Here is a 22,315-nt window from a genome sequence, read left to right as displayed (position 1 = left end):
ACCTCAAACTTTCTGCGACAGTGCGTCCTTTTTTACATAATTACCCACAACTTCGCAAGCCGGTGACCTTTTCGGGGTGCGAAAAGCGCCGGAATCGCACCAATTGAGCGCATTTGTGTAAAGTATGGACGCATCAGCCAGCTAATCCTTTAAAATTAGGTTGATTATAACCCTCTCTTTTTAAAAAGAATTCACCGTTATGCGCGCCTCCCGTTTTTTTATTTCCACACTTAAAGATGCACCTTCTGACGCGGAAATCGTCAGCCACCAATTGATGATGCGTGCAGGCATGATCAAACGCCTCGGTTCCGGCATCTATACCTACATGCCGATGGGCTTGCGCGTGATCCGCAAGGTGGAAGCCATCATCCGTGACGAGATGAACAAAGCCGCCGGCATCGAACTGCTGATGCCGCTCGTGCAGCCGGCCGAACTGTGGCAGGAGACGGGCCGCTGGACCAAGATGGGCGACGAACTGATGCGCGTGAAAGACCGCCACGGCCGCGAATACGCGATCCAGCCCACGTCGGAAGAAGTCATCACGGACGTCGTGCGCACGGAAATCAAGTCCTACCGCCAGCTGCCGTTGAACTTTTATCATATCCAGACCAAGTTCCGCGACGAGCGCCGTCCCCGCTTCGGCCTGATGCGCGGCCGCGAATTCACCATGAAGGACGCGTATTCGTTCGACCGCGACCTGGCCGGCATGCAGGCGTCGTATAAAGTCATGTTCGACGCCTACACGCGCATCTTCACGCGTTTCGGCCTGAAATTCCGCGCCGTGGCGGCCGACAACGGCGCCATCGGCGGTTCCGGTTCGCACGAATTCCACGTCATCGCCCACACGGGTGAAGACGCGCTCGTGTACTGTCCGACCTCCGACTACGCCGCCAACATGGAAGCGGCCGAAGCGCTGCCGCCAGCCGGCGAGCGCCCGGCTGCCACCCAGGCGCTGACGAAAACGGCCACGCCGGACACCGTCAAGTGCGAAACCGTGGCCGCCCTGCTGGGCATCGAGCTGTCGGACACGGTGAAAACCATCGCCCTGACGGTGGAAACGACGGGCAAGGACGAGAAAGTCACGAAACAGCATTTCATGCTGCTGCTGCGCGGCGACCATGAATTGAACGAGATCAAGGTGGGCAAGGTTGCCGGCCTGGCCGGTCACCGTTTCTCGACGGAAGCGGAAATCCTGGAAGTCTACGGCACCATCCCCGGCTACCTGGGCCCGATCGGCACGAAGGCGCCCGTCACCGTGGTGGCGGACCGCACGGTCGCCTACATGAGCGACTTCGTCTGCGGCGCGAATGAGGCCGGTTTCCACTACACGGGCGCCAACTGGGGCCGTGACGTGGCCGAGCCTGCCATCGTGGCCGACTTGCGCAATGTCGTCGCCGGCGACGCGTCGCCGGACGGCCAGGGCGCGCTGGCCATCGAGCGCGGCATCGAAGTGGGCCATGTGTTCCAGCTGGGTACGGCGTATTCGGAAAGCATGAAAGCCACCTTCCTCGACGAAAATGGCAAGCCTGCGCCGTTGCAGATGGGTTGCTACGGCATCGGCGTGACGCGCATCCTGGGCGCTGCCATCGAACAGAACTTCGATGACAAGGGCATCATCTGGCCCGCGTCGATCGCGCCGTTCGAAGTCGTGCTGTGCCCGATGGGCATGGACCGCAGCGAACTGGTCAAGGAAGAGACGGAGAAGCTGTACGCGGCCCTGCAAGGCGCTGGCGTGGACGTCATCGTCGACGACCGCGGCCTGCGCCCAGGCGCCATGTTCGCTGACTGGGAACTGATTGGCGTGCCGCACCGCATCGTCATCGGCGAGCGGGGCCTGAAAGAAGGCAAGCTGGAATACCAGGGCCGCCGCGATGCGGAAGCCACTGGCGTGGCGCCGGACGAGATCGTCGCCTTCATCCAGGGCCAAATGGCGCAGTGAAGCGCCTATCGGTAAGCAAGGCGGCTGGCGCGCTCGCGCTGGCCGCCGGCCTGGCCTGCGCCTTCACGGCGCAGGCCGGCAACCAGAAGGAGGAGGCGCTGGCCGACTCCGTCCGCCTGGCCCTGTCGCATGCGATCCGCGACGAACGCCCGCCGCAGCCCAAATTTGCCACGCCCGCCGACTTGCAGCGCTACCAGCAATGGCTGGCGCAGATGTCGCAGCGTCTGCAGCGCAAGCTGCCGGACGCCCAGTTGCGCACGGAATTCCTGGAAACGGTCTGGTATGAAGCGCGCCGCGCGGGCCTGGAGCCGGCCCTGGTGCTGGGCCTGATCCAGGTGGAGTCGGCCTACCGCAAATATGCCGTCTCGCTGGCCGGCGCGCGCGGCTACATGCAGGTGATGCCGTTCTGGACGGGCGTCATCGGCGACCATGACCGCAGCAAGCTGTTCCACATGCAGACGAATCTGCGCTACGGCTGCGCGATCCTGCGCATGTACCTGGACATGGAAAAGGGCGATTTGTACCTGGCGCTGGGGAGGTATAACGGCAGCCGGGGCAGGGCCGAGTATCCGAATGCCGTGCGTGCCGCGTGGAGGCAGTGGGAATTTAAATGAAGGCTGGGGTCAGGACGTAGGTCGGATTCGGTCTGAAAGACCGTCATCCTACAACATCGTTGACGCCCGCAGCAAAAAAAATGCCCCGCTCGCAGTCATGCGGCGGGGCACTCACACGGCGCGGAACGCCCTGTGCGTATCTGATTATTTCAAATGATCGGAGATCAGTTTCGTCATTTCAAACATGGAGACTTGGGCTTTGCCGCCGAAAACAGCTTTCAGCTTGTCGTCCGCATTGATCATGCGGCGGTTGGCCGGATCTTGCAGATCGAGTTTTTTGATGTAATCCCATACCTTTTTGGTCACTTCCGTACGCGGCAGTGGTGCTGCGCCAACAACGGCGGCCAGATCTTTCGATGGCGTCATTGCTTTCATGAATGCTGCGTTTGGCTTGCGTGGTGTTGCCGGTGCTGCCGCTTTCTTCGCCGCTGCTGGTTTAGCTGCTGCCTTGGCTGCGGGTGCTGCTTTCTTGGCGGCTGCAGGCTTGGCTGCTGCTGCTTTGGCTGGCGCTGCTACTGGGGTTTTTTTGGCTGTTGCCATCTTCGAGCCTCCTTAACAAACACATGGGAAATTGCGCAATTAATCGCACGGCTAATATTGGTGTGGATTTACCTTGTATGCAAGTGTTTTTCACGTTTTCACGAGGAAAAAGCAGGGAAATGCCGTGCCTGTCGCCCGGGCGCACCGCTTGGGGGCGCAGAACGGCGTTTTTACCCGTAAATGGCATGGTTGCTGGCTATGCGGGCAGGGGCGCTGCGGGGGAGGAAAGAAAGGATTCCGGACACATGAAAATGCAATCCGGCATTATTTGGAACGGTGTTTTTTGATCTGTCGACTTTCGATACGCGGCGTAAAAAAGGCCTTCAAAATCACAGCGAGCAGGGATGATTTGTGGCCGAGAAGCGCAACCGTACTTGAGTACGGTGAGCATCGCCGGCCGCAAAGCGCCCCGCGCAGCGGATTTTGAAGCCTTACCTCATGCCAGGCATCATGCCCTTCATGGAGCGCATCATCTTCATCATGCCGCCGCCCGACAATTTCTTCATCATCGTCTGCATTTGCTCGAATTGCGTCAGCATGCGGTTCACTTCCTGCACTTGCACGCCGGCGCCGGCGGCGATGCGGCGCTTGCGCGTGGCCTTGATCAGTTCAGGCTTGGCGCGTTCCTGCGGCGTCATCGAATCGATGATGCCGCACATGCGGCGCACCTGCTTGTCTGCCTGATCCATGTTCTTGCCGCCTGCCGCCTGCTGGAACTGGGCTGGCAGCTTGTCCATCAGGTTGGCCATGCCGCCCATTTTCTTCATCTGGCCCAGCTGCGCCTTGAAGTCGTTCATGTCGAACTTGCCGCCGACCTTGATCTTTTGCGCCAGATCGGCTGCCGCCTTGCTGTCGACGCCCTTGCGCGCTTCTTCCACCAGCGCAAGGATGTCGCCCATGCCCAGGATGCGGTTGGCCATGCGGGTCGGGTCGAACGCTTCCAGGCCGTCGAGTTTTTCCGAGACACCGGCAAACTTGATCGGTTTGCCCGTGATGTGGCGCACGGACAGGGCTGCACCGCCGCGCGCGTCGCCGTCGAGCTTGGTCAGCACGATACCGGTCAGCGGCAGCGCATCGTTGAAGGCCTTGGCCGTGTTGATGGCGTCCTGGCCCAGCATGGCGTCGACGACGAACAGGGTTTCGATCGGCTTCACGGCGCCGTGGACGGCGGCGATTTCGCGCATCATCTCTTCGTCGATACCGAGACGGCCCGCCGTATCGATGATCAGCACGTCGTGGTAGTGCTTTTTCGCCCAGTCCAGCGCGGCCAGGGCGATATCGACCGGCTTGTCCGTGCTGGCGGACGGGAAGAAGTCGGCGCCTACCTGGGCGGTGACCGATTGCAGCTGGGCGATCGCGGCGGGGCGGTAGACGTCGGCCGAGACGGTCAGTACTTTCTTCTTCTTTTCTTCCTTCAGGTACTTCGCCAGCTTGCCGACGGTGGTGGTTTTACCCACACCCTGCAGACCGGCCATCAGGATGATGGCGGGCGGCTGCTGCGCAAAGCTGATCTGCGACGCTTCCGGTCCCAGGTCGGCGCCCATCAGGGCGGCCAGCTCGCGCTGCACCACGCCCACCAGGGCCTGGCCTGGCGTGAGCGAGGAAATGACATCCTCGCCCATGGCTTTTTCTTTGACTTTGGCGATGAATTCGCGCACGGCGGGCAGGGCGACGTCGGCTTCGAGCAGCGCCAGGCGCACTTCGCGCAGCATGTCGGCGGTGTTCGCTTCGGTCAGGCGCGCCTCGCCGCGCATGGTCTTGACGACTTTGGCAAGCCGTTGGGTGAGATTATCTAGCATGATGAACCTGCAATGAAAAGCTTGGGAGTGGGCGGCGCAAGCCGGACGATGGCCGTCATTTTACCTTATCGCGGGTGGCTGGCGGTCCCGCGCAGCAGCGCCTGGCGGTTGGCCGGCTTTTGAATGAGTTGGTATTTCTGCCAATGCCGCGATTGCATGAAAGTCAAAAACACGGTTAAAATGAGAATAATTCTTATTTACATTCGTGGGCGCGCCGCGCCAGACCGGAAAGGGATGCCATGTCGGCCGCCGATTTTGCCCAGCAACAAGACCTGCACGCGCTCTACAGCAGCCATCACGGCTGGCTGCAGGGCTGGCTGCGGCATAAGCTGGGCAATGCGGGCGACGCGGCGGACCTGGCGCAAGACACCTTCATCAGCGTGTTGACGGCCGCTTCCGCGCCGCAGATCCGCGAAGCGCGGCCTTTTCTCGCCACCGTCGCGCGCCGCCTGGTGGCGCACCGCTACCGCCGCCAAGTGCTGGAGGACGCCTATCTGGAAGCGCTCGCCTGCCTGCCGCCCGAGACGGCGCCCGCGCCCGAGGAGCGGCTGCTGGCGCTGGAAGCCTTGCAGGAAATCGACCAGGCCCTCGACGGCTTGCCCGCACCCGTACACGCGGCGTTCTTGCTGGCGCAGCTGGAAGGCCTCAGCTATGCCGAGATCGCCGCGCGCCTGAACGTATCGGCCAGCTCGGTCAAGCAATACCTGACGCGCGCCAACCGCCAGGTGTTTTTCTCGCTGCCGGCATGAGCAAGTTGGCAGAGCCGGCGGCACCGCCAGCCATTCGCGAGGAGGTGCAGCAGCAGGCGGCCGAGTGGCTGACCGTGCTGATGTCTAGCGAGCCCAGCGAAGCGGAATACGCCGCCTGGCAGCGCTGGCGCGCCGCCGACCCGGAACATGAACGGGCCTGGCGGCATATCGAAGCGGTGTCGCGGCGCTTCAACGGCTTGCACCGCGGCGCGGCCGCGCAGGCGCTGGCCGGCACGCAGCGCAAAGCCGTCAACGGCAAACGGCGCCAGGTGCTGGCGTGGCTGGGCGTGGCGGCCGGCGGCGGCATGCTGGCCGCGCAGACGGGCGCCTGGGATGATATGCGCGCCCTGCGCGCCGACTACCGCACGGCCACGGGCGAGAGGCGCGAGGTGGTGCTGGACGATGGCAGCGTGCTCAGCCTGAATACGGGATCGGCAGTCAACGTGCGTTTCGACGCCAGCCGCCGCCTGATCGAGCTGCTGGCCGGCGAGATCCTCGTCACCAGCGGCCACGGCGCCGGCAGCGCCGCACCTTTGGTGGTGGCCACGCGCGAAGGCCTGGTGCGCGCGCTGGGAACGCGCTTTACCGTGCGCCAGCAAGATGACTACAGCACGGTGGACGTGTTGGAAAGCGCCGTTGAAATCCGCCCCCGCGACGGCGGCGCGCCCTTGCTGCTGGCGGCCGGGCGCGGCGTGGCCTTTTCCCGCCAGGCGCCGGATGCGCCGCATGCCGTCGGCGCGCATGCGCATGCCTGGTCGCGCGGGCAGCTGATCGTCGACGACGTGACCCTGGGCGATTTCCTGGCCGACCTGGCCCGCTACCGCCCCGGCGTGATCGACTGCGCGCCGGCAGTGGCACAGCTGCGCCTGTCGGGCGTGTTCCCGCTGGCCGATACCCAGCGTATTTTGAACATGCTGCCTAACTCGCTGCCGGTGCAGGTCCGCAGCCGCACGCGCTATTGGGTCAGCGTCGAGCCGGCGCCGTAGCGTTCGATAAAAATATTTTTCCATCCGGCTGCCCGTTTTGCAGTCTTGCGGCACCTACAAGGTAGGGCGCCTGTTTTTCACCGTCTCATGACGCCACTTTTCAGGATCTTTTATGCAACAGGTTTCGCATCTTGTCAATTTCGTATCGCATCGTCCCCAGCGGCATCCGCTGGCGCTGGCCGTGACGGCCCTGTGTCTGGCCGCCAGCCTGCCGGCGCTGGCGCAGCAGGCCGCGCCTGTCGTTCCCGCGACCGAGCAGACCATGCTCGGCGTGTCCGTCACGGCGGGGCGCGATGCGACGACGGAAGGCAGCGGCTCCTATACGACGGGCGTGAGCAATACGGCAACCAAGCTGAGCCTGTCGCTGCGCGAGACGCCGCAGTCGGTCAGCGTGCTGACGCGCCAGCAGATCGATGACCTGGGCATCACGACCCTGGACGACGCCGTGCAGTCGATCACGGGTCTGGTCATGCAAAAGGGCAACTTTACGGGCGATTCGGGCAGTTTCAGCGCGCGCGGCTTTCCAGTCGATAACATCCTGCTCGACGGCTTGCCCACCAGCCTGGGCGCGAATGGCACTTTCAATGGCGACAACGACGACCTGGCCATCTACGACCGCATCGAGGTGGTGCGCGGCGCCACGGGCCTGACCACGGGCAGCGGCACGCCCAGCGCGGCCATCAACATGGTGCGCAAGCGCCCGACGGCCACGCCGCAAGCCGCGTTCTCGGCCAGCATCGGCAGCTGGAGCAACTACCGCCTGGAAGCCGATGCGGCCAACGCGCTCAACGCAGCGAAGACCCTGCGCGGGCGCATCGTCGTCACGGTGCAGGACAAGAAGGATTTTGTCGACGTGCTGCATGGCCGCAACCACCAGCTGTACGGCGTCATCGAGGCCGACCTGCGTCCCGATACCACGCTGACGGTGGGCGCCCACTACCGCAAGACCGATAACGACGGCGTGACGACGGGCGTGGTGACGGCCGCCGACGGCCGCTTTTTGAATTTGCCCCGTTCCACCTACCTGGGTACCGATTTTGATGCGTGGCGCCAGACCGATAAAACCGTCTTCGCCGAACTGGAACACCGCTTCGGCAACGGCTGGAAGGCCAGGCTGTCTGCCACGCGCAAGACGCCCGAGATCGACACGACGTTTTCCGGCATCAACCGCCGGGGCGACACCCTGCGCTTCAATTCGCAAAGCTACCGCGCCGAACTGGCCAACACCAGCTATGACGCGTATGCCAGCGGCGGCTACAACCTGTTCGGCCGCGAGCACGAGCTGACCGTCGGCGCCAGCCACCGCCGTTCCTCGAAAAACAGCTATGGCGGCTGGGCCCCGTACAGCTGGGGCGCGGCCGCGCCCGTGCTCGACCCGTACAACTGGGATGCGGGCAGCGTGGCGCGCCCCGTCATCAACTACGCGCAGTGGCGTACGGCCAGCATCACCGAGCAAAGCGGCGTCTATGTGGGCACGCGCCTGCGCCTGGCCGACCCGCTGTCGCTGGTGCTGGGCGGGCGCGTGAGCTGGTACAAGGACGATGCCGGCTACTCGGTGGCGCGCGAATTCACGCCGTACGCCGGTGTCGTGTATGACCTCGACAAGCAGCATTCCGTGTACGCCAGCTGGACCGAGATCTTCCAGCCGCAGGCGTCCACCGATGCCAATGCGCAGCCATTGAAGCCGATCAGCGGCACCAACTATGAAGCGGGCGTGAAGGGCGAATACTTCGGCGGCGCCCTCAATGCCAGCGCGGCCGTGTTCCAGATCCGCCAGCAGAACCGCGGCGTGGACGACCTGGCCGGTCCGAATCCCTGCCCCGGCAGCACCTGGGGCTATTGCCAGCGCGCGTCGGGCGAAGTGCGCAGCGAAGGCGTGGAGCTGGACGTGGCGGGCGCGCTGACGCCCGACTGGCAGTTGTCGGCCGGCTACACCTATGTGAAGGCGCAATTCACGCGCGACAGCGATCCGGCCAATATCGGCAAGGACTTTAATAGCCGCTATCCGCGCCAGCAGCTCAAGCTGGCCACCAGCTACCGTCTGTCCGGCGCGGCGCAGGGCTGGCGCGTGGGCGCGTCGGTGTACGGGCAGGGCGCGACCGAGTCGAGCGACGGCACCTACCATCTGCGCCAGGGCCGCTATGCGATCGTGGGCCTGAACGCGGCCTGGCAGATCGACAGCCGCACCGAGCTGCGCCTGAACGTCAACAATGCGCTCGACAAGCACTATTACCAGAGCATCTATTCCGATGTCTTCGGCAACCTGGTGGGCACGCCGCGCAACCTGATGCTGACCTTGAACTACAAACTGTAAACAATCACTTTTGAATGACCTATCTTGATGAAGGATGCATGGCTTATGGATGTGCAGTTGAACCTGGCCCGCGATGGCGTGACCACGCTGGTGCTGCAGGGAGCGCCGCGATGATGAAATCGGCCCACATGATGTTGTTTTCGCGCGTGCTTGCCGCCGTTTTTGGCGGCTATGCGCTGACGTCCGGCGTGGCCGTGCTGCTGGCGGCCGTGCTGCCGCTGTCGCGCCCCGAAGCCGTGCTGACGGCCACCCTGAGCGCCTTTGTCGTCTACACCTGCGCCGTGATCTGGGTCTTTGCCGTGCAAGACCTGCGCCGCGCCTGGCTCGGCATGCTGCTGCCGGCCATCGCCTGCGGCGGCATCGGCCTGCTGCTGTCGCGGGGTGCCGCATGAACGCCGTCAAGGTAGACAAAGTGGTGAAAACGCCGCAACAGGGTGGCCTGCGCCAGGCCATGGCCTGGCTGCATACCTGGAGCGGCCTGTGGATTTCCTGGCTGCTGTTCGCCATCTTCCTGACCGGCACCCTGGCCGTCTTCGACGACCCGATCGGCCACTGGATGACGCCCGAACACGCACTGGAAGAAGCGGCGCATGCGAACGATCCGCCGCTGCCCAAGGTCACGGACCGCGCGCACCGCCTGGAACTGGCGCTCGACTTCATGGCGAAGGAGCACCCAAAGGCGGACATGTGGGAAATCTGGCCCGTGCAGCGCCCCGGCCACGGCCTGTCCGCCTACTGGTTCCAGCCCAGCGGCGGCTATGGCTCGGCGGATCTCGATCCGCTGACGGGCGCCGTCATCGAGCATGCGCGCGAGGCAACGGAGCGGGAAACCATCGGCGGCCACCATTTCGTCGATTTCCACTACGAGCTGCACGCGGGACGCATCGGCGTCTGGATCGTCGCCATCACCACCATGATCATGCTGGTGGCGCTGGTGAGCGGCGTCATCACGCACAAGCGCATCTTCAAGGATTTCTTCACCTTCCGCCCGGCCAAGGGCCAGCGTTCGTGGCTGGACGCGCACAACGCGGTGGCCGTGCTGACCTTGCCGTTCCAGTTCATGATCGCCTACACGGGGCTGGCATTCTTCAGCGATGACTATGTGCCGGCCCCCGTGGCGGCGCAATACGGCATGGACAATCCCAAGAAAGCCTTCCTGGCAGACTGGAACGATGCGGGCAAACCCGTGAAAACGGGCCAGCCGCTGGCCATTCCCGCGCTGGAATCGTTTGCGCTGCGCGCCGAACAGGCCATCGGCCAGGAAATCCGCGCCGTGGTGCTGGACAATCCGAACGACGCCTCCATGCGCGTGTGCATGTACGGCTGGAACGAAGAGACGGACACGATGGAGCGCCTCAGCGCCAACACGGGCAGGGCCTGTTATGCGCTGGCCACGGGAGAGCAGACCGCCTTGCGCCTGCCCGGCGCGTCCGACACGGGCGGCGCGGGCCTGACGCGCTCCGTCATGTCGAACCTGCATATGGTGGGTTTCGGCGGCACGCCGATGCGCTGGCTGTACTTCTTTTGTGGCCTGGCCGGCACAGCCATGATGGGCACGGGCGCCATCCTGTTCATGGTCAAGCGCCGCCAGAAGTCCGGCGGCGAGTTCGGTGCCTATACGCAGCGCGTCTACCGCGTCATCGCCTGCCTGAACGTGGCGGCGATCGCCGGCCTGTCCATCGCCTGCGTGGGTTTCCTGTGGGCCAATCGTTTGATCCCCGTCGGCATCGAGCACCGCGCCGGCTGGGAAGTGCGCGCCTTCTTCGGCGTGTGGTTCCTGATGCTGGTGCACGCCTGCGTGCGCGCGGAAAAGCGCGCGTGGATCGAGCAACTGTGTTTGCTGGCCGCCCTGTGCCTGCTGCTGCCGGTGCTCAATGTCCTGAGCACGGGAGACAACCTGGCGGCGCAAATCGCGCGCGGCGACTGGGAAAGCGCCGGCGTGGAACTGGGCAGCATGGCCTTCGGCCTGCTGGCCGGCTGGGGCGCGTGGAAAGTCCACAAGCGCAAGGAAAAACCGCTCAAGAAGGCGGTAGCCAAGGAAGCACCGTCGGCCAGCCTGCGAGTCAATACGGAGGGACAGTCATGATTAACGCCATCCTGTGCGCGCTGGGCCTGTCGTATGCGGGCATGGCCAGCCTCTCGCTGGCGATGGACCGCCACCATGGCCAGGTCTGGGGCAGGGACGCGGCGCCGAACGTGCGGCGCGCGCTGCAGCTGGCGGGCGCCGTCCTGTTGGCGCTGGCCATCTGGCCTTGCGTGGCCGGCTGGAGCGCCACCGTCGGCGTCGTCGCCTGGCTGGGTTTCATATCGGCCGGCGCGCTGCTGGTGGCCCTGCTGCTGCCGTATGCCCCCCGCTTGCTGTTGCGTAGTTCCCTGCTGGCAGCCGTCGCCGCGCTGGCAGGTCTTGTGACGTTCCTGCGGTGATGTCCACCGCTATTTTCAAGGATAGACCGATGTATTTTTCACGTTTGGCGACACCGATTTACTGTATCTGCAACCGCAAGGCGGCTTCCTGATGGCGGCCCGCCTGCCTTCGCGCCGCGCCCGCATCCTCGGCGGCGTGGTCTTGCTGGCGCTGTTTGGCGCCGGTGCCCTGTGGGCCACGCGCGGCCCGGCCACCGTGTTCGACACGGCGCCCGTCAAGCGCGGCAATATCGAGGCCAGCGTCACGGCCATCGGCACCCTGCAGCCGCAAACCTATGTCGACGTGGGCGCGCAGGTGTCGGGCCAGATCACGCGCCTGCACGTGCAGCCGGGCAGCGCCGTGGAAAAGGGGCAGTTGCTGGCCGAGATCGACCCCAGCGTGCAGCAGGCCACGGTCGACGCGGGCCGCGCCGCGCTGGCGGGCTTGCGCGCGCAACTGGCCGACCAGCAGGCGCAGCACCGCCTGGCCGGCCAGCAGCACGTGCGCCAGAAGCAGATGGCCAAGTTTGATTCCACGCCGCTGGCTGACCTGGAGACGGCCGAAGCCACCTTGGCCTCGGCCGGCGCCAAGATCGACCATCTGAAGGCGCAGATCGCCCAGACCCAGGCCAGCCTGAAGGCGGACGAGGCGCGCCTCGGCTATACGCGCATCTACGCGCCGATGGCCGGCAAGGTGGTGGGGCTGGACGCGAAAGAGGGGCAAACCCTGAACGCCACGTACCAGACGCCGAACATCCTGCGCATCGCCGACCTGTCGGCCATGACGGTATGGACGGAAGTGTCGGAAGCGGACGTGCGCCGCGTGCGCCCGGACATGCCCGTGTACTTCACCACCCTGGGCGGCGACCAGCGGCGCTGGAGCGGCAAGGTGCGGCAAGTGCTGCCGGCCCCGCCGGTGCCCGGTGGTGCCGCCGCAGGCACGGCCCTGGCGCCGTCGACCAGCAAGGTGATCTTGTATACAGTACTGTTCGACGTGGATAACGCCGATGGCGAATTGATGCCGCAGATGACGGCGCAAGTGGTGTTCGTCACGGCAGCGGCGAACAATGTGCTGGCCGTGCCCTTGCCGGCCCTGAAACCGTCGACGGAAGAAGGCGCCAAACCGGGGCAGTTCACGGCCCGCGTGATGGATGCGGACGGCAAGGTCGATACGCGCACCGTCACCGTGGGCGTGCGCAACCGCCTCAGCGCGGAAGTGCTGCAAGGCTTGCGCGAAGGCGAATTGCTGGTCACGGGCGAGCAGCCGGCCGGCAGCGGCAGCAGCAGGTTCCAGCTGTGAGCGCGATGAGCGAGGCCGCTTCTCTGGGACAAAGCGGAGAAGGCGGCCAGCCGGCGCCCCTGATCGAGCTTGTCGGCATCCGCAAGCGCTACGGCGGCCACGACGGCGCACCGGCCGTGGAAGTGCTGCGCGGCCTGACCCTGTCGATCGGCGCCGGCGAATTCGTCGCCATCGTGGGCGCGTCCGGTTCCGGCAAATCGACCCTGATGCATTTGCTCGGTTGCCTGGACCGGCCCAGCGACGGCAGCTACCGCTTCGCCGGCCAGGACGTAGCCAGCCTGAATCCCGATGAACTGGCGTGGCTGCGGCGCGAAGCGTTCGGCTTCGTCTTCCAGGGCTATCACCTGATCGCCACCGAATCGGCGCGCGAAAACGTGGAAGTGCCGGCCCTGTACGCGGGCATGCCGGCCGCGGCCCGCCACGCCCGCTCGGAAGCGCTGCTCAAGCGCCTGGGCCTGGGCGAGCGGCTCGACCACCGGCCGAACCAGTTGTCCGGCGGGCAGCAGCAGCGCGTATCGATCGCGCGTGCCCTGATGAATGGCGGGCGTATCATCCTCGCCGATGAACCGACGGGGGCGTTAGATAGCAGCAGCGGCGCCGAAGTCATGGCCCTGCTGGGCGAACTGGCCGACGCGGGCCACACCATCATCCTGATCACGCATGACCGCAAGGTGGCGGCCCAGGCGCGCCGCGTGATCGAGATCAGCGACGGCGAAATCGTCGCCGACTCGGGCGCCATCGCCATTCCCGCCACGTCGGCGGCCCTGCCGCCGCTGGACATGTCGCGCGCCGCGCACGACACGGGTGCGTCGCTGGGCACGGAATTGCTCGACGCGGCGCGCGCCGCCTGGCGCGTGCTGTGGATCAACCGCTTCCGTACGGGCTTGACCCTGCTCGGCATCGTCATCGGCGTCGCTTCCGTGATCGTCATGCTGGCCATCGGCCTGGGCACGCGCCAGCAGGTGATGGCGCAACTGGGCGCGTTCGGCTCTAACCTGCTGTACATGGCGTCGCGCGGCGAAAGCTCGCGCATTCCCGGGCGCAGCATCACCCTGGCCGACCTCGATGCGCTCAAGGACGTGCCAGGAATTTCCCACGTGCTGCCGAATGTCACGGGCAACAAGGTGATACGCCACGGCAACCTCGACGTGCAGACCTATGTGCGCGGCACGGGGCCGGCTCTGCCGCAGATCCAGACCTGGCCCGTGGCCAAGGGCGGCTTCTTTACCGAGGAAGACGAGCGCGAGATGGCCACCGTGGCCGTGCTGGGTGCGCACCTGGCCGAAAAGCTGATGCCCGACGTGGCCAATCCCGTGGGGCAGAGTATCCTGATCGGCAACGTGCCGTTCCAGGTGATCGGCGTGATGAGCGCGAAGGGCGCGCTGACGGGCGAGAAGGATGAAGACGACGTGCTGCTGCTGCCGTTTTCCACGGCCGGCATCCGCGTCTTCGGCCAGCGCGAGCCGACATACACGGTGATGGCGGTGGACGACGTCAAGCGCGTGACCGAGGTGGAGGCGGCGGTCGACGCCACCATGTTCGAGCGCCACCGCATCCGCGACTACGGCATCAGCAATGCGGCCGCGTCGATCGCCGCCGAAGCGAAGACGCAGGACAACATGACCATGATGCTCAGCCTGATCGCCGCCGTCTCGCTGGTGGTGGGCGGCATCGGCGTCATGAACGTGATGCTGATGACGGTGCGCGAACGCACGCGCGAAATCGGCATCCGCATGGCGACGGGCGCGCGCCGGCGCGACATCCTGCGCCAGTTCCTCACCGAAGCCGTGCTGGTGTCGGTGGTGGGCGGCGTGGCCGGCATCGTGGTCGGCGTGACGGTGGCCGGCCTGCTGCTGGTCTGGGACGTGCCGGTGATCTTTTCGCTCAGCGCCATCGCCGGGGCATTTGCCTGCGCCGTGGTGACGGGGCTGGTGTTTGGCTTCATGCCGGCGCGCAAGGCATCGGGACTCGATCCGGTGGTGGCGCTGGCGGGACAGTAACGCTTCATGCAGCCGGGCTTGCTGCTCCCGGATTCGCCTGTCTTTGCGCTGCTGCAACAGCGCCAAGGCAGGCTTTCCATAAAAAAGATTGCTCCTGACTCAACACACGGTACTATCTCCCCATAATAAGAAGCCGTGTTTCGCATAGCTGTGCCCTGACGGGCACACGTCAACCACCACAGGAGAACCCGATGCAGAAAAAATCAACCTTGAAGACCGGTATCGCCGCCGCCCTCATGCTGGCGTTCGGCATGGGCGCCGTGCAGGCGCAGGCGCAGGAAGTCGTGCGCCTGGGTAACTTGAAATTCGCCCACTACGGCGCCGTGTCGTACATCAAGGAAATCGCGCCCAAGTGCGGCATCAAGGTCGAAGAGCATGTCTTCGCCAAGGGCCTCGACGTGATGCAGGCGATTATCGCGGGCGAGCTGGACGTGGGCGCGACGGCGTCCGAAGCGGCCATTTCCGGCCGCGCCGGCGGCGCGCCGATCTATGTGGTGGCCGGTTTTGCCAAGGGCGGCGCGCGCCTGGTGGCGGGCGCGGGGCAAAAGATCGCCAGCGTCAAGGAACTCAAGGGCAAGCGCGTGGGCGTGACGCGCGGCGGCATCCAGGAAGTGCTGCTGCTGGCCGAACTGTCGCAGGCGGGCCTGACGTATTCCGAAACCAAGGGCAAGGATGTGCAGCTGGTGTTCCTCGCCTACGCCGACTTGAACCAGGCGCTGATGGGCAAGAATATCGACGCCATGATGCAGTCGGAGCCGCAATCGTCGCAGGCGATCAACAAGGGCTTTGGCACCGAAGTCATCAAACCGTACGACACGCCGATCGGCGAGCCCGTGCGGACCATGGTGATGACGGAAAAGTTCTACAAGGAACGCCGTCCCGTGGCGGAGAAATTTATGCGCTGCTTCGTCGAAGCGACGAAAACCTTTATCGACAACAAGGCGACGGCGGAAAAGTATGTGCGTGAAGTCGTGTTCCGCGGCCAGATCACGAAGGATGACTTCGACGACGCGATCAGCAATTCGCCGTATTCGTACGACATCTCGCCAGAACATATCCAGGTCACCACGGACGTGATGGTGAAAACGGGCGTGGGCCGCATGACGAAGCCGCCCGTGGCCAAGGACTGGGTCAAGACGGACTTGCTGGAGCAGGCGAAAAAGAGCCTGAACGTGAAGTAAGCCGGATAATGGCAATACCCGATGGCTCGCTTAAGCGGGCCATCATTTTTTTGCTGCATACTAGTATGAGATGTAGCGGCGCGAAAGATTGCCGAAATCTTGAGGGTGCGCCACCCCGTCGCGGCCGAGGCGCGATATCATGGCAGGCTTGCGGTATCGGCTGGCGGCAATTGCTTACAGCCCATACTGTCGCTTGAATCGCGCTTGCCGGCTATGGTGTAAACTTAAACTATGCAGATCTATTTCTTTTTCATCGCCGCCCTGTTGTACGCGGCGTGCGCGGTGCTTCCCTCGTCCCGTGCCCGGCTCATTGCCGGCCTGACCGGCGTCGCCTGGCTGGCGCACGCCGCCACCCTGTGGTTCGACCTGATGGCGCCTGGCACCTTGCGCTTCGGTTTTTCCGCCATGCTGTCGGCCGCGCTGTGGGTCTCGGTGGGAGCCTACTGGATAGAGAACCGCAATTTCAGCCTGGATGGACTGCGCCGCATGGTCATGCCCAGCGCCGTCATCGCCATCGGCCTGGCCTGGGCCTTTCCCGGCAGCCAGGTCAGCATGGAAGGCAAGTCGGCCGTCTTCGGCTGGCATATCGCCGTGGCCGTGCTCGCCTACAGCACCTTGACGATTGCCGCCTTTCACGCCGTGCTGATGGCGCTGCAGGAATCGCGCCTGCATACGCGCAGCGAGAGCCGCGGCTTCATCGGCAGCGCGCTGGACCAGCTGCCAGCCCTGTTGACGATGGAAAAGTTGCTGTTCCGCATGATCGGCCTGGGCTTCATCCTGCTCAGCCTGACCGTGCTGTCGGGCATTGTGTTTTCCGAGCAATTATTTGGCAAGGCGCTCAACTGGGATCACAAATCCGTATTTACCATGCTGTCGTGGCTGCTGTTTGCCGCCCTGCTGGCGGGGCGCCGCTTTCGCGGCTGGCGCGGCAAGACGGCCCTGAGCTTCACCTTGGCCGGTTTCGCCACCTTGCTGCTGGCCTATGTCGGCAGCCGTTTTGTACTGGAAGTGGTTTTACACCGGGGATTCGCATGACACGTGTTTTATTCTGGCTGGCGCTGGTGTTCCTAGTGCTGTTTGCTATCCGCAGCAAGATCCGGGGCATGCAGCAGCGTGCCCGCGCGCAGCAGCCGCCGAACCCGTTCACTCCGCCGGGCCGGCCGCAGGAATTGCCCGATGCCGAGCTGATGCTGTGCTGCGCCCATTGCGGCGTGTACTACCCGGCCTCGGAAAACGTGCAGGCCAAGGGCCACGATTACTGCAGCCACGCGCACGCCACCGTGTAAGGGCAAGCGCGCAGCTTCGCGCGCGTTGCTCATCCGTATCGTAACGGCCTCCGGCATTCGTCCGGCGTAGCATCTGCAGCAGGCGGTTCGCCACCGCCATTGCAGAAAGGCGCGCTCCCATGTCCAGTCCCCGCACCAGCCCGCAGACCGTGACCGCCGCCGGCAAGCCGGGGGCGCCGCAACTGAGCGGCAACTCGCTGCCCATGCAGGCGCTGCGCGCGCAGATAAGCCGCATCGCCCGCTGCGGCGCGCCGGTGGCCATCCGCGGCGAATCGGGCACGGGCAAGGAATTGGCGGCGCGCGCCATCCATGCGCAGGGCGCGCGCGCCGGCTTCCCGTTTATCGCCGTCAACTGCGGCGCCATTCCCGAAGCGCTGATGGAAGCGGAATTCTTCGGCTGCCGCCCGGGCGCCTACACGGGCGCGCTGCACGAGCGCCAGGGCTTGTTCCAGGCGGCCCATGGCGGCAGCCTGCTGCTCGACGAAGTCGACGACCTGCCGCTGGCCATGCAGGTAAAACTGCTGCGCGTGCTGCAGGAGCGCCGCGTGCGCAGGCTGGGCGGCAGTGCCGACGAAGCCGTCGACGTGCGCATCCTGTGCGCCAGCCAGCATGGCCTGGCGCGCGGCGTGGCCGCCGGCACGTTCCGCCAGGACCTGTTTTACCGCCTGAATGTGATCGAGCTGGCGCTGCCGCCGCTGCGCGAGCGGCGCGGCGATCTGCAGGTATTATGTGAGGTGATCCTCGCGCGCCTGTCGCCACGCCGGACCGTGAGCCTGGCGCCGCCCGTGCTGGCGGCCCTGGCCGCGTATGCGTTTCCCGGCAATGTGCGCGAACTGGAAAACGTGCTGGAGCGGGCGCTGGCCTTTGCCGACGGCGGCGTGATCGCGCTCGACGGGCTGGCCTTGCCGTCCGCGGCGGGCAGCATGCCGTTGCGGGCGGCGCCGGCACCGCCGGACTTGCCGGAGCGGCAACTGTGCCTGCCCGGCATGGCGGCATATGGCATGGCCCCCATCCTGCCGCTGGACGTGTATCTGCGCCAGGCCGAGCGCGACATGATCCTGCAGGCGCTGGTGCAGGCGCGCTACCACCGCGCGCGGGCGGCGCGCCAGCTGGGCCTGAGCGTGCGCCAGTTGCGTTACCGCATGCAGAAATTGACGATACAGGAAGCCCTACTTGATGAGCGCATGGACGATAGATGAAGACGGCTGGTGCGACGGCGCGCTGCGCTATGACTCCCCCTACCACGATGCGCGCCCGGACGGTGCGCAGGTCGACTTGCTGGTGATTCATAACATCAGCTTGCCGGGCGGCCACTTCGGCGGGCCGCATGTGTCGGACTTGTTTACGGGCCGGGTAGATTATAATGCCGATCCTTCTTTCGCCGACCTGCGTGGCTTGCAGGTGTCGGCGCACTTTTTTGTGCGGCGCGATGGCGCGCTGTTGCAATATGTTTCTACTGATCAACGTGCCTGGCATGCGGGCGCGTCCATGTTCGAGGGACGCCCGCAGTGCAATGGCTATTCCATCGGTATCGAAATGGAGGGCGCGGACGATGTGCCTTTCCAGCGGCGGCAATACCATGTGCTGGCGGCGCTGACGGCGGCGCTGGTGGCGCGCCACGGGCTGTCCCATGTGCGCGGCCACGAGCATATCGCACCGGGAAGGAAGACGGATCCGGGGCCGTTTTTTGACTGGCATTTTTATCAAGAGTGCTGGCTGGAAACCCTGCGCGGGCAGCCTGCGTTAGCGCTTACTTCGCGGGGATTGGGCTTTCTATCCATGCCCTGAAAAGTCAACCGAAATCGTATATGAAAATACAAAAAATTACGCCGACGGATGCTGGAAAACTATTGCATCGCCCTTCGATGGGCACTACAATTAGTGCAGAAGTTGGATATAAAGACTATATCTAGTGCCATCACAGACGTTTTCAGAATTATTATCAAAGCTACCCAGATTGCTGATAAAGCACTGGAACTGGCGGTTTATCACCCTTGATCATGTTTTGCGCCAGCCGGGCAGTACGGTGTGGCGCTATGGATACTGACCTGTTTTATGCATTATAAATTTACTATTTAGCAACAAATACCTGAAGAAACCCTGACCATCGGGCGTTCTATTCAACAACACACGCGGCAGCAAAACTGCAGGCTGACTTTAGCTGACAACGGGAGCTTCAATGCAATCACCACAAGATATTTCCATCCATCCAACGCCAGTATCGCCAGCGCCAGGCGCGGCCAACAGCGTGGCGAGCACGGGCGCGGCATTGGGCGACTATCGCATCATCCGCCGCAACGGCGCGGTGGTGGCATTTGAGCCTTCGAAGATCGCCATCGCCATGACCAAGGCGTTTTTGGCCGTTAACGGCGGCCAGGGCGCCGCCTCGGCACGCATCCGCGAACTGGTGGAGCAACTGACGGACGGCGTCGTCGCCGCGCTGGTGCGTCGCCATCCGGGCGGCGGCACCTTCCATATCGAAGACGTGCAAGACCAGGTGGAACTGTCGCTGATGCGTTCGGGCGAGCACGACGTGGCGCGTGCCTACGTGCTGTACCGCGCCAAGCACATGGAAGAGCGCCGCCTGCAGAAGGAAGCGCAAGGCGCGTCCGCACAAGTTTCCGCACCACAATTAAATGTCACCGACAACGGCGTGCGCCGCCTGCTGGACATGCAGGAAGTGCGCGACCTGATCAACGCCGCCTGCGCCGGCCTGGAAAAGCACGTCGATGCCGACGCCATCCTGGCTGAAACGGTGAAGAACCTGTACGACGGCGTGCCCGTCGAAGAGCTGCACAAGTCGGCCATCCTGGCGGCGCGCGCGCTGATGGAAAAAGACCCGGCCTACAGCCAGGTCACGGCCCGCATCCTGCTGCACACGGTGCGCAAGGAAGTGTTCGGCAAGGAAGTGCCGCAAGCGGCGGCCGCCGCCGAATACCTGACGTATTTCCCGCAATATATCGCCAAGGGCATCGCCGCCGAGCTGCTGAACCCGGTACTCGCCAGTTTCGACCTGGAGCGCCTAGCCAAAGCCATCGTCGCCGACCGCGACTTGCAATTCGGCTACATCGGCCTGCAAACGCTGTACGACCGCTACTTCCTGCACATCCAGGACGTGCGCATCGAAATGCCGCAAGCGTTCTACATGCGCGTGGCCATGGGCCTGGCGCTGAACGAGGCGGACCGCGAAGCGCGCGCCATCGAGTTCTACAGCCTGCTGTCCTCGTTCGACTTCATGAGCTCGACCCCGACCCTGTTCAATTCGGGCACCCTGCGCTCGCAGCTGTCGTCGTGCTACCTGAGCACCGTCTCCGATGACCTTGAAGGCATCTACGACGCCATCAAGGACAACGCGCTGCTGGCCAAGTTCGCCGGCGGCCTGGGTAACGACTGGACGCCGGTGCGCGCCCTGGGCGCCCACATCAAGGGCACCAACGGCAAGTCGCAAGGCGTGGTGCCGTTCCTGAAAGTGGTCAACGACACGGCCGTGGCAGTCAACCAGGGCGGCAAGCGCAAGGGCGCCGTCTGCGCCTACCTGGAAACCTGGCACATGGACATCGAGGAATTCCTCGACCTGCGCAAGAACACGGGCGACGACCGCCGCCGCACGCACGACATGAACACGGCGAACTGGATTCCCGACATGTTCATGAAGCGCGTCATGGAAAAAGGCGATTGGACCCTGTTCTCGCCGTCGGACACGCCTGACCTGCACGACAAGGTCGGCAAGGCTTTTGAACAGGCTTACCTGGGCTACGAAGCCAAGGCCGCCGCCGGCGAAATCCGCGTCTTCAAGAAGATCGCGGCGCTGGACCTGTGGCGCAAGATGCTGTCGATGCTGTTTGAAACGGGCCACCCATGGATCACGTTCAAGGATCCTTGCAACATCCGCAGCCCGCAGTCGCACGTCGGCGTCGTCCACAGCTCGAACCTGTGCACGGAAATCACGCTGAACACGGGCCCTGACGAAATCGCCGTCTGCAACCTCGGTTCCGTCAACATGCCGGCGCACATGAAGGAAGGCAAGCTCGATCACGTCAAGCTGGCCAAGACCATCCGCACCGCCATGCGCATGCTCGACAACGTCATCGACATCAATTACTACGCCGTCGACAAGGCGCGCAACTCGAACATGCGCCATCGTCCGGTCGGCATGGGCATCATGGGCTTCCAGGACTGCCTGCACATGATGCGCGTGCCGTTCGCCTCGGACGCGGCTGTCAGCTTCGCCGACACCTCGATGGAAGCCGTCTGCTACTACGCCTACCTGGCGTCGACGGAACTGGCCGAAGAGCGCGGCCGCTATGAATCGTACGCAGGTTCGCTGTGGGACCGCGGCATCCTGCCGCAAGACTCGGTGAAACTGCTGGCCGAAGAGCGCGGCGGTTACCTGGAAGTCGATTCCTCGTCGGCCATGGACTGGACGCCGGTGCGCGAGCGCATCGCCAAGTTCGGCATGCGCAACTCGAACTGCGTGGCGATCGCCCCGACGGCGACGATTTCGAACATCATCGGCGTCTCGGCCTGTATCGAGCCGACGTTCCAGAACCTGTACGTGAAATCGAACCTGTCGGGCGAATTCACCGAGATCAACGGCTACCTGGTGCGCGACCTGAAGGCGCGCGACCTGTGGGATGAAGTCATGATCTCCGACCTGAAGTACTTCGACGGCAGTCTGGTGAAGATCGACCGCATCCCGCAAGACCTGCGCGACATCTACGCCACCGCCTTTGAAGTGTCGCCAAGCTGGCTGGTGGAAGCGGCTTCGCGTCGCCAGAAGTGGATCGACCAGGCCCAGTCGCTGAACATCTACATGGCTGGCGCTTCGGGCAAGAAGCTCGACGAGACCTACAAGCTGGCATGGCTGCGTGGCCTGAAAACCACCTACTACCTGCGTACCATCGCCGCCACCCACATGGAGAAATCGACTTCCAAGACGGGCGCGCTGAACGCCGTGGCAGTCGACGGCGGCATGTCGGCCAGCGCACAGAGCGCCCAGGCAGCCGTTGTGGCGGCAGCAGCAGTGACCGTGGCGCCGGTAGTGGCAGCGGCGGCGGACGACGCCGATGGCGAAGCCTGCTATCTGCGTCCCGGTGATGACGGTTTCGAAGAGTGCGAAGCCTGCCAGTAAGATTTTAGTTGTCAGCCCAGAACTTCTGGGCTGATTCAATGTTGTCAATGTCCGCATTGTCCGATTCAACGGG

At 64.2% G+C, this 22,315-nt stretch carries 18 protein-coding genes; 16 read left to right on the top strand and 2 right to left on the bottom strand.

From position 1 onward, the window contains the following. Positions 1-199 precede the first annotated feature (199 nt). The gene (locus AC07VH_RS21775; protein ID WP_494789191.1) at positions 200-1,939 is read left to right on the top strand and encodes a proline--tRNA ligase; all 1,740 of its coding nucleotides are present in this window, start codon (positions 200-202) and stop codon (positions 1,937-1,939) included. Continuing rightward, complete coding sequence (locus AC07VH_RS21770) at positions 1,936-2,553, top strand: lytic transglycosylase domain-containing protein (RefSeq protein WP_489629789.1); 618 nt, start codon at positions 1,936-1,938, stop codon at positions 2,551-2,553. The genes AC07VH_RS21775 and AC07VH_RS21770 overlap by 4 nt, the downstream gene beginning before the upstream one ends. A 144-nt stretch (positions 2,554-2,697) precedes the next feature. Here AC07VH_RS21770 and AC07VH_RS21765 read toward each other — a convergent pair whose 3' ends face one another. Together AC07VH_RS21765 and ffh are read right to left on the bottom strand one after the other, a co-directional pair. Then, positions 2,698-3,093: an SWIB/MDM2 domain-containing protein gene (locus AC07VH_RS21765; RefSeq protein WP_071650146.1), complete on the bottom strand. Its 396-nt coding sequence runs from the start codon at positions 3,091-3,093 to the stop codon at positions 2,698-2,700. 431 nt (positions 3,094-3,524) lie between these two features. Further along, on the bottom strand, positions 3,525-4,892 hold the full coding sequence (ffh, locus tag AC07VH_RS21760) for a signal recognition particle protein (RefSeq protein WP_099401615.1): 1,368 nt from the start codon (positions 4,890-4,892) through the stop codon (positions 3,525-3,527). A gap of 239 nt (positions 4,893-5,131) precedes the next feature. On the opposite strand from ffh, the gene AC07VH_RS21755 reads away from it, so the two are divergent. From AC07VH_RS21755 to AC07VH_RS21690, 14 genes are all read left to right on the top strand, one after another. Continuing rightward, positions 5,132-5,641: a sigma-70 family RNA polymerase sigma factor gene (locus AC07VH_RS21755; protein WP_494789190.1), complete on the top strand. Its 510-nt coding sequence runs from the start codon at positions 5,132-5,134 to the stop codon at positions 5,639-5,641. Then, positions 5,638-6,627 carry a FecR domain-containing protein gene (locus AC07VH_RS21750; RefSeq protein ID WP_494789189.1) on the top strand — a complete coding sequence of 330 codons (990 nt, stop codon included), beginning with the start codon at positions 5,638-5,640 and terminating at the stop codon, positions 6,625-6,627. Before AC07VH_RS21755 ends, AC07VH_RS21750 begins: the two co-directional genes overlap by 4 nt. Before the next feature lie 112 nt (positions 6,628-6,739). Beyond that, a complete protein-coding gene (locus AC07VH_RS21745) occupies positions 6,740-8,941 on the top strand; it encodes a TonB-dependent siderophore receptor (RefSeq protein WP_494789188.1) in 2,202 nt (733 codons plus the stop codon). Positions 8,942-9,051: 110 nt separating this feature from the next. After that, entirely contained in the window at positions 9,052-9,333 is a 282-nt protein-coding gene (locus AC07VH_RS21740; RefSeq protein ID WP_475416093.1) for a hypothetical protein, read from the top strand. Further along, positions 9,330-11,027, top strand: coding sequence for a PepSY-associated TM helix domain-containing protein (locus AC07VH_RS21735; protein ID WP_475416094.1), 1,698 nt, complete (start codon positions 9,330-9,332; stop codon positions 11,025-11,027). Before AC07VH_RS21740 ends, AC07VH_RS21735 begins: the two co-directional genes overlap by 4 nt. After that, the gene (locus AC07VH_RS21730; protein WP_475416095.1) at positions 11,024-11,365 is read left to right on the top strand and encodes a DUF3325 domain-containing protein; all 342 of its coding nucleotides are present in this window, start codon (positions 11,024-11,026) and stop codon (positions 11,363-11,365) included. Before AC07VH_RS21735 ends, AC07VH_RS21730 begins: the two co-directional genes overlap by 4 nt. A 91-nt stretch (positions 11,366-11,456) precedes the next feature. Next, positions 11,457-12,644, top strand: coding sequence for an efflux RND transporter periplasmic adaptor subunit (locus AC07VH_RS21725; RefSeq protein WP_489629791.1), 1,188 nt, complete (start codon positions 11,457-11,459; stop codon positions 12,642-12,644). Positions 12,645-12,649: 5 nt separating this feature from the next. Further along, positions 12,650-14,644, top strand: a complete 1,995-nt coding sequence (locus AC07VH_RS21720; protein ID WP_475416162.1) for a MacB family efflux pump subunit — start codon at positions 12,650-12,652, stop codon at positions 14,642-14,644. Positions 14,645-14,835: 191 nt separating this feature from the next. Continuing rightward, complete coding sequence (locus AC07VH_RS21715; protein ID WP_373632506.1) at positions 14,836-15,825, top strand: ABC transporter substrate-binding protein; 990 nt, start codon at positions 14,836-14,838, stop codon at positions 15,823-15,825. A gap of 231 nt (positions 15,826-16,056) precedes the next feature. Next, on the top strand, positions 16,057-16,860 hold the full coding sequence (locus AC07VH_RS21710; protein ID WP_070218587.1) for a cytochrome C assembly family protein: 804 nt from the start codon (positions 16,057-16,059) through the stop codon (positions 16,858-16,860). Continuing rightward, complete coding sequence (locus tag AC07VH_RS21705) at positions 16,857-17,111, top strand: PP0621 family protein (RefSeq protein WP_436541211.1); 255 nt, start codon at positions 16,857-16,859, stop codon at positions 17,109-17,111. The genes AC07VH_RS21710 and AC07VH_RS21705 overlap by 4 nt, the downstream gene beginning before the upstream one ends. A 119-nt stretch (positions 17,112-17,230) precedes the next feature. After that, entirely contained in the window at positions 17,231-18,310 is a 1,080-nt protein-coding gene (locus AC07VH_RS21700; protein ID WP_494789187.1) for a sigma 54-interacting transcriptional regulator, read from the top strand. Next, positions 18,288-18,899 (top strand): 1,6-anhydro-N-acetylmuramyl-L-alanine amidase AmpD, encoded by a 612-nt coding sequence (ampD, locus tag AC07VH_RS21695; protein WP_494789227.1) that lies wholly within the window; start codon positions 18,288-18,290, stop codon positions 18,897-18,899. The genes AC07VH_RS21700 and ampD overlap by 23 nt, the downstream gene beginning before the upstream one ends. A 391-nt stretch (positions 18,900-19,290) precedes the next feature. Continuing rightward, positions 19,291-22,242 (top strand): ribonucleoside-diphosphate reductase subunit alpha, encoded by a 2,952-nt coding sequence (locus AC07VH_RS21690; RefSeq protein ID WP_494789186.1) that lies wholly within the window; start codon positions 19,291-19,293, stop codon positions 22,240-22,242. The last annotated feature ends 73 nt before the right edge of the window (positions 22,243-22,315 follow it).

The sequence above is a fragment of the Janthinobacterium sp. GW821-FHT03C10 genome (genome assembly GCF_059420865.1).
Note: the sequence above shows the minus strand (reverse complement) of the source record. Positions and strands in the feature narration are given on the sequence as shown.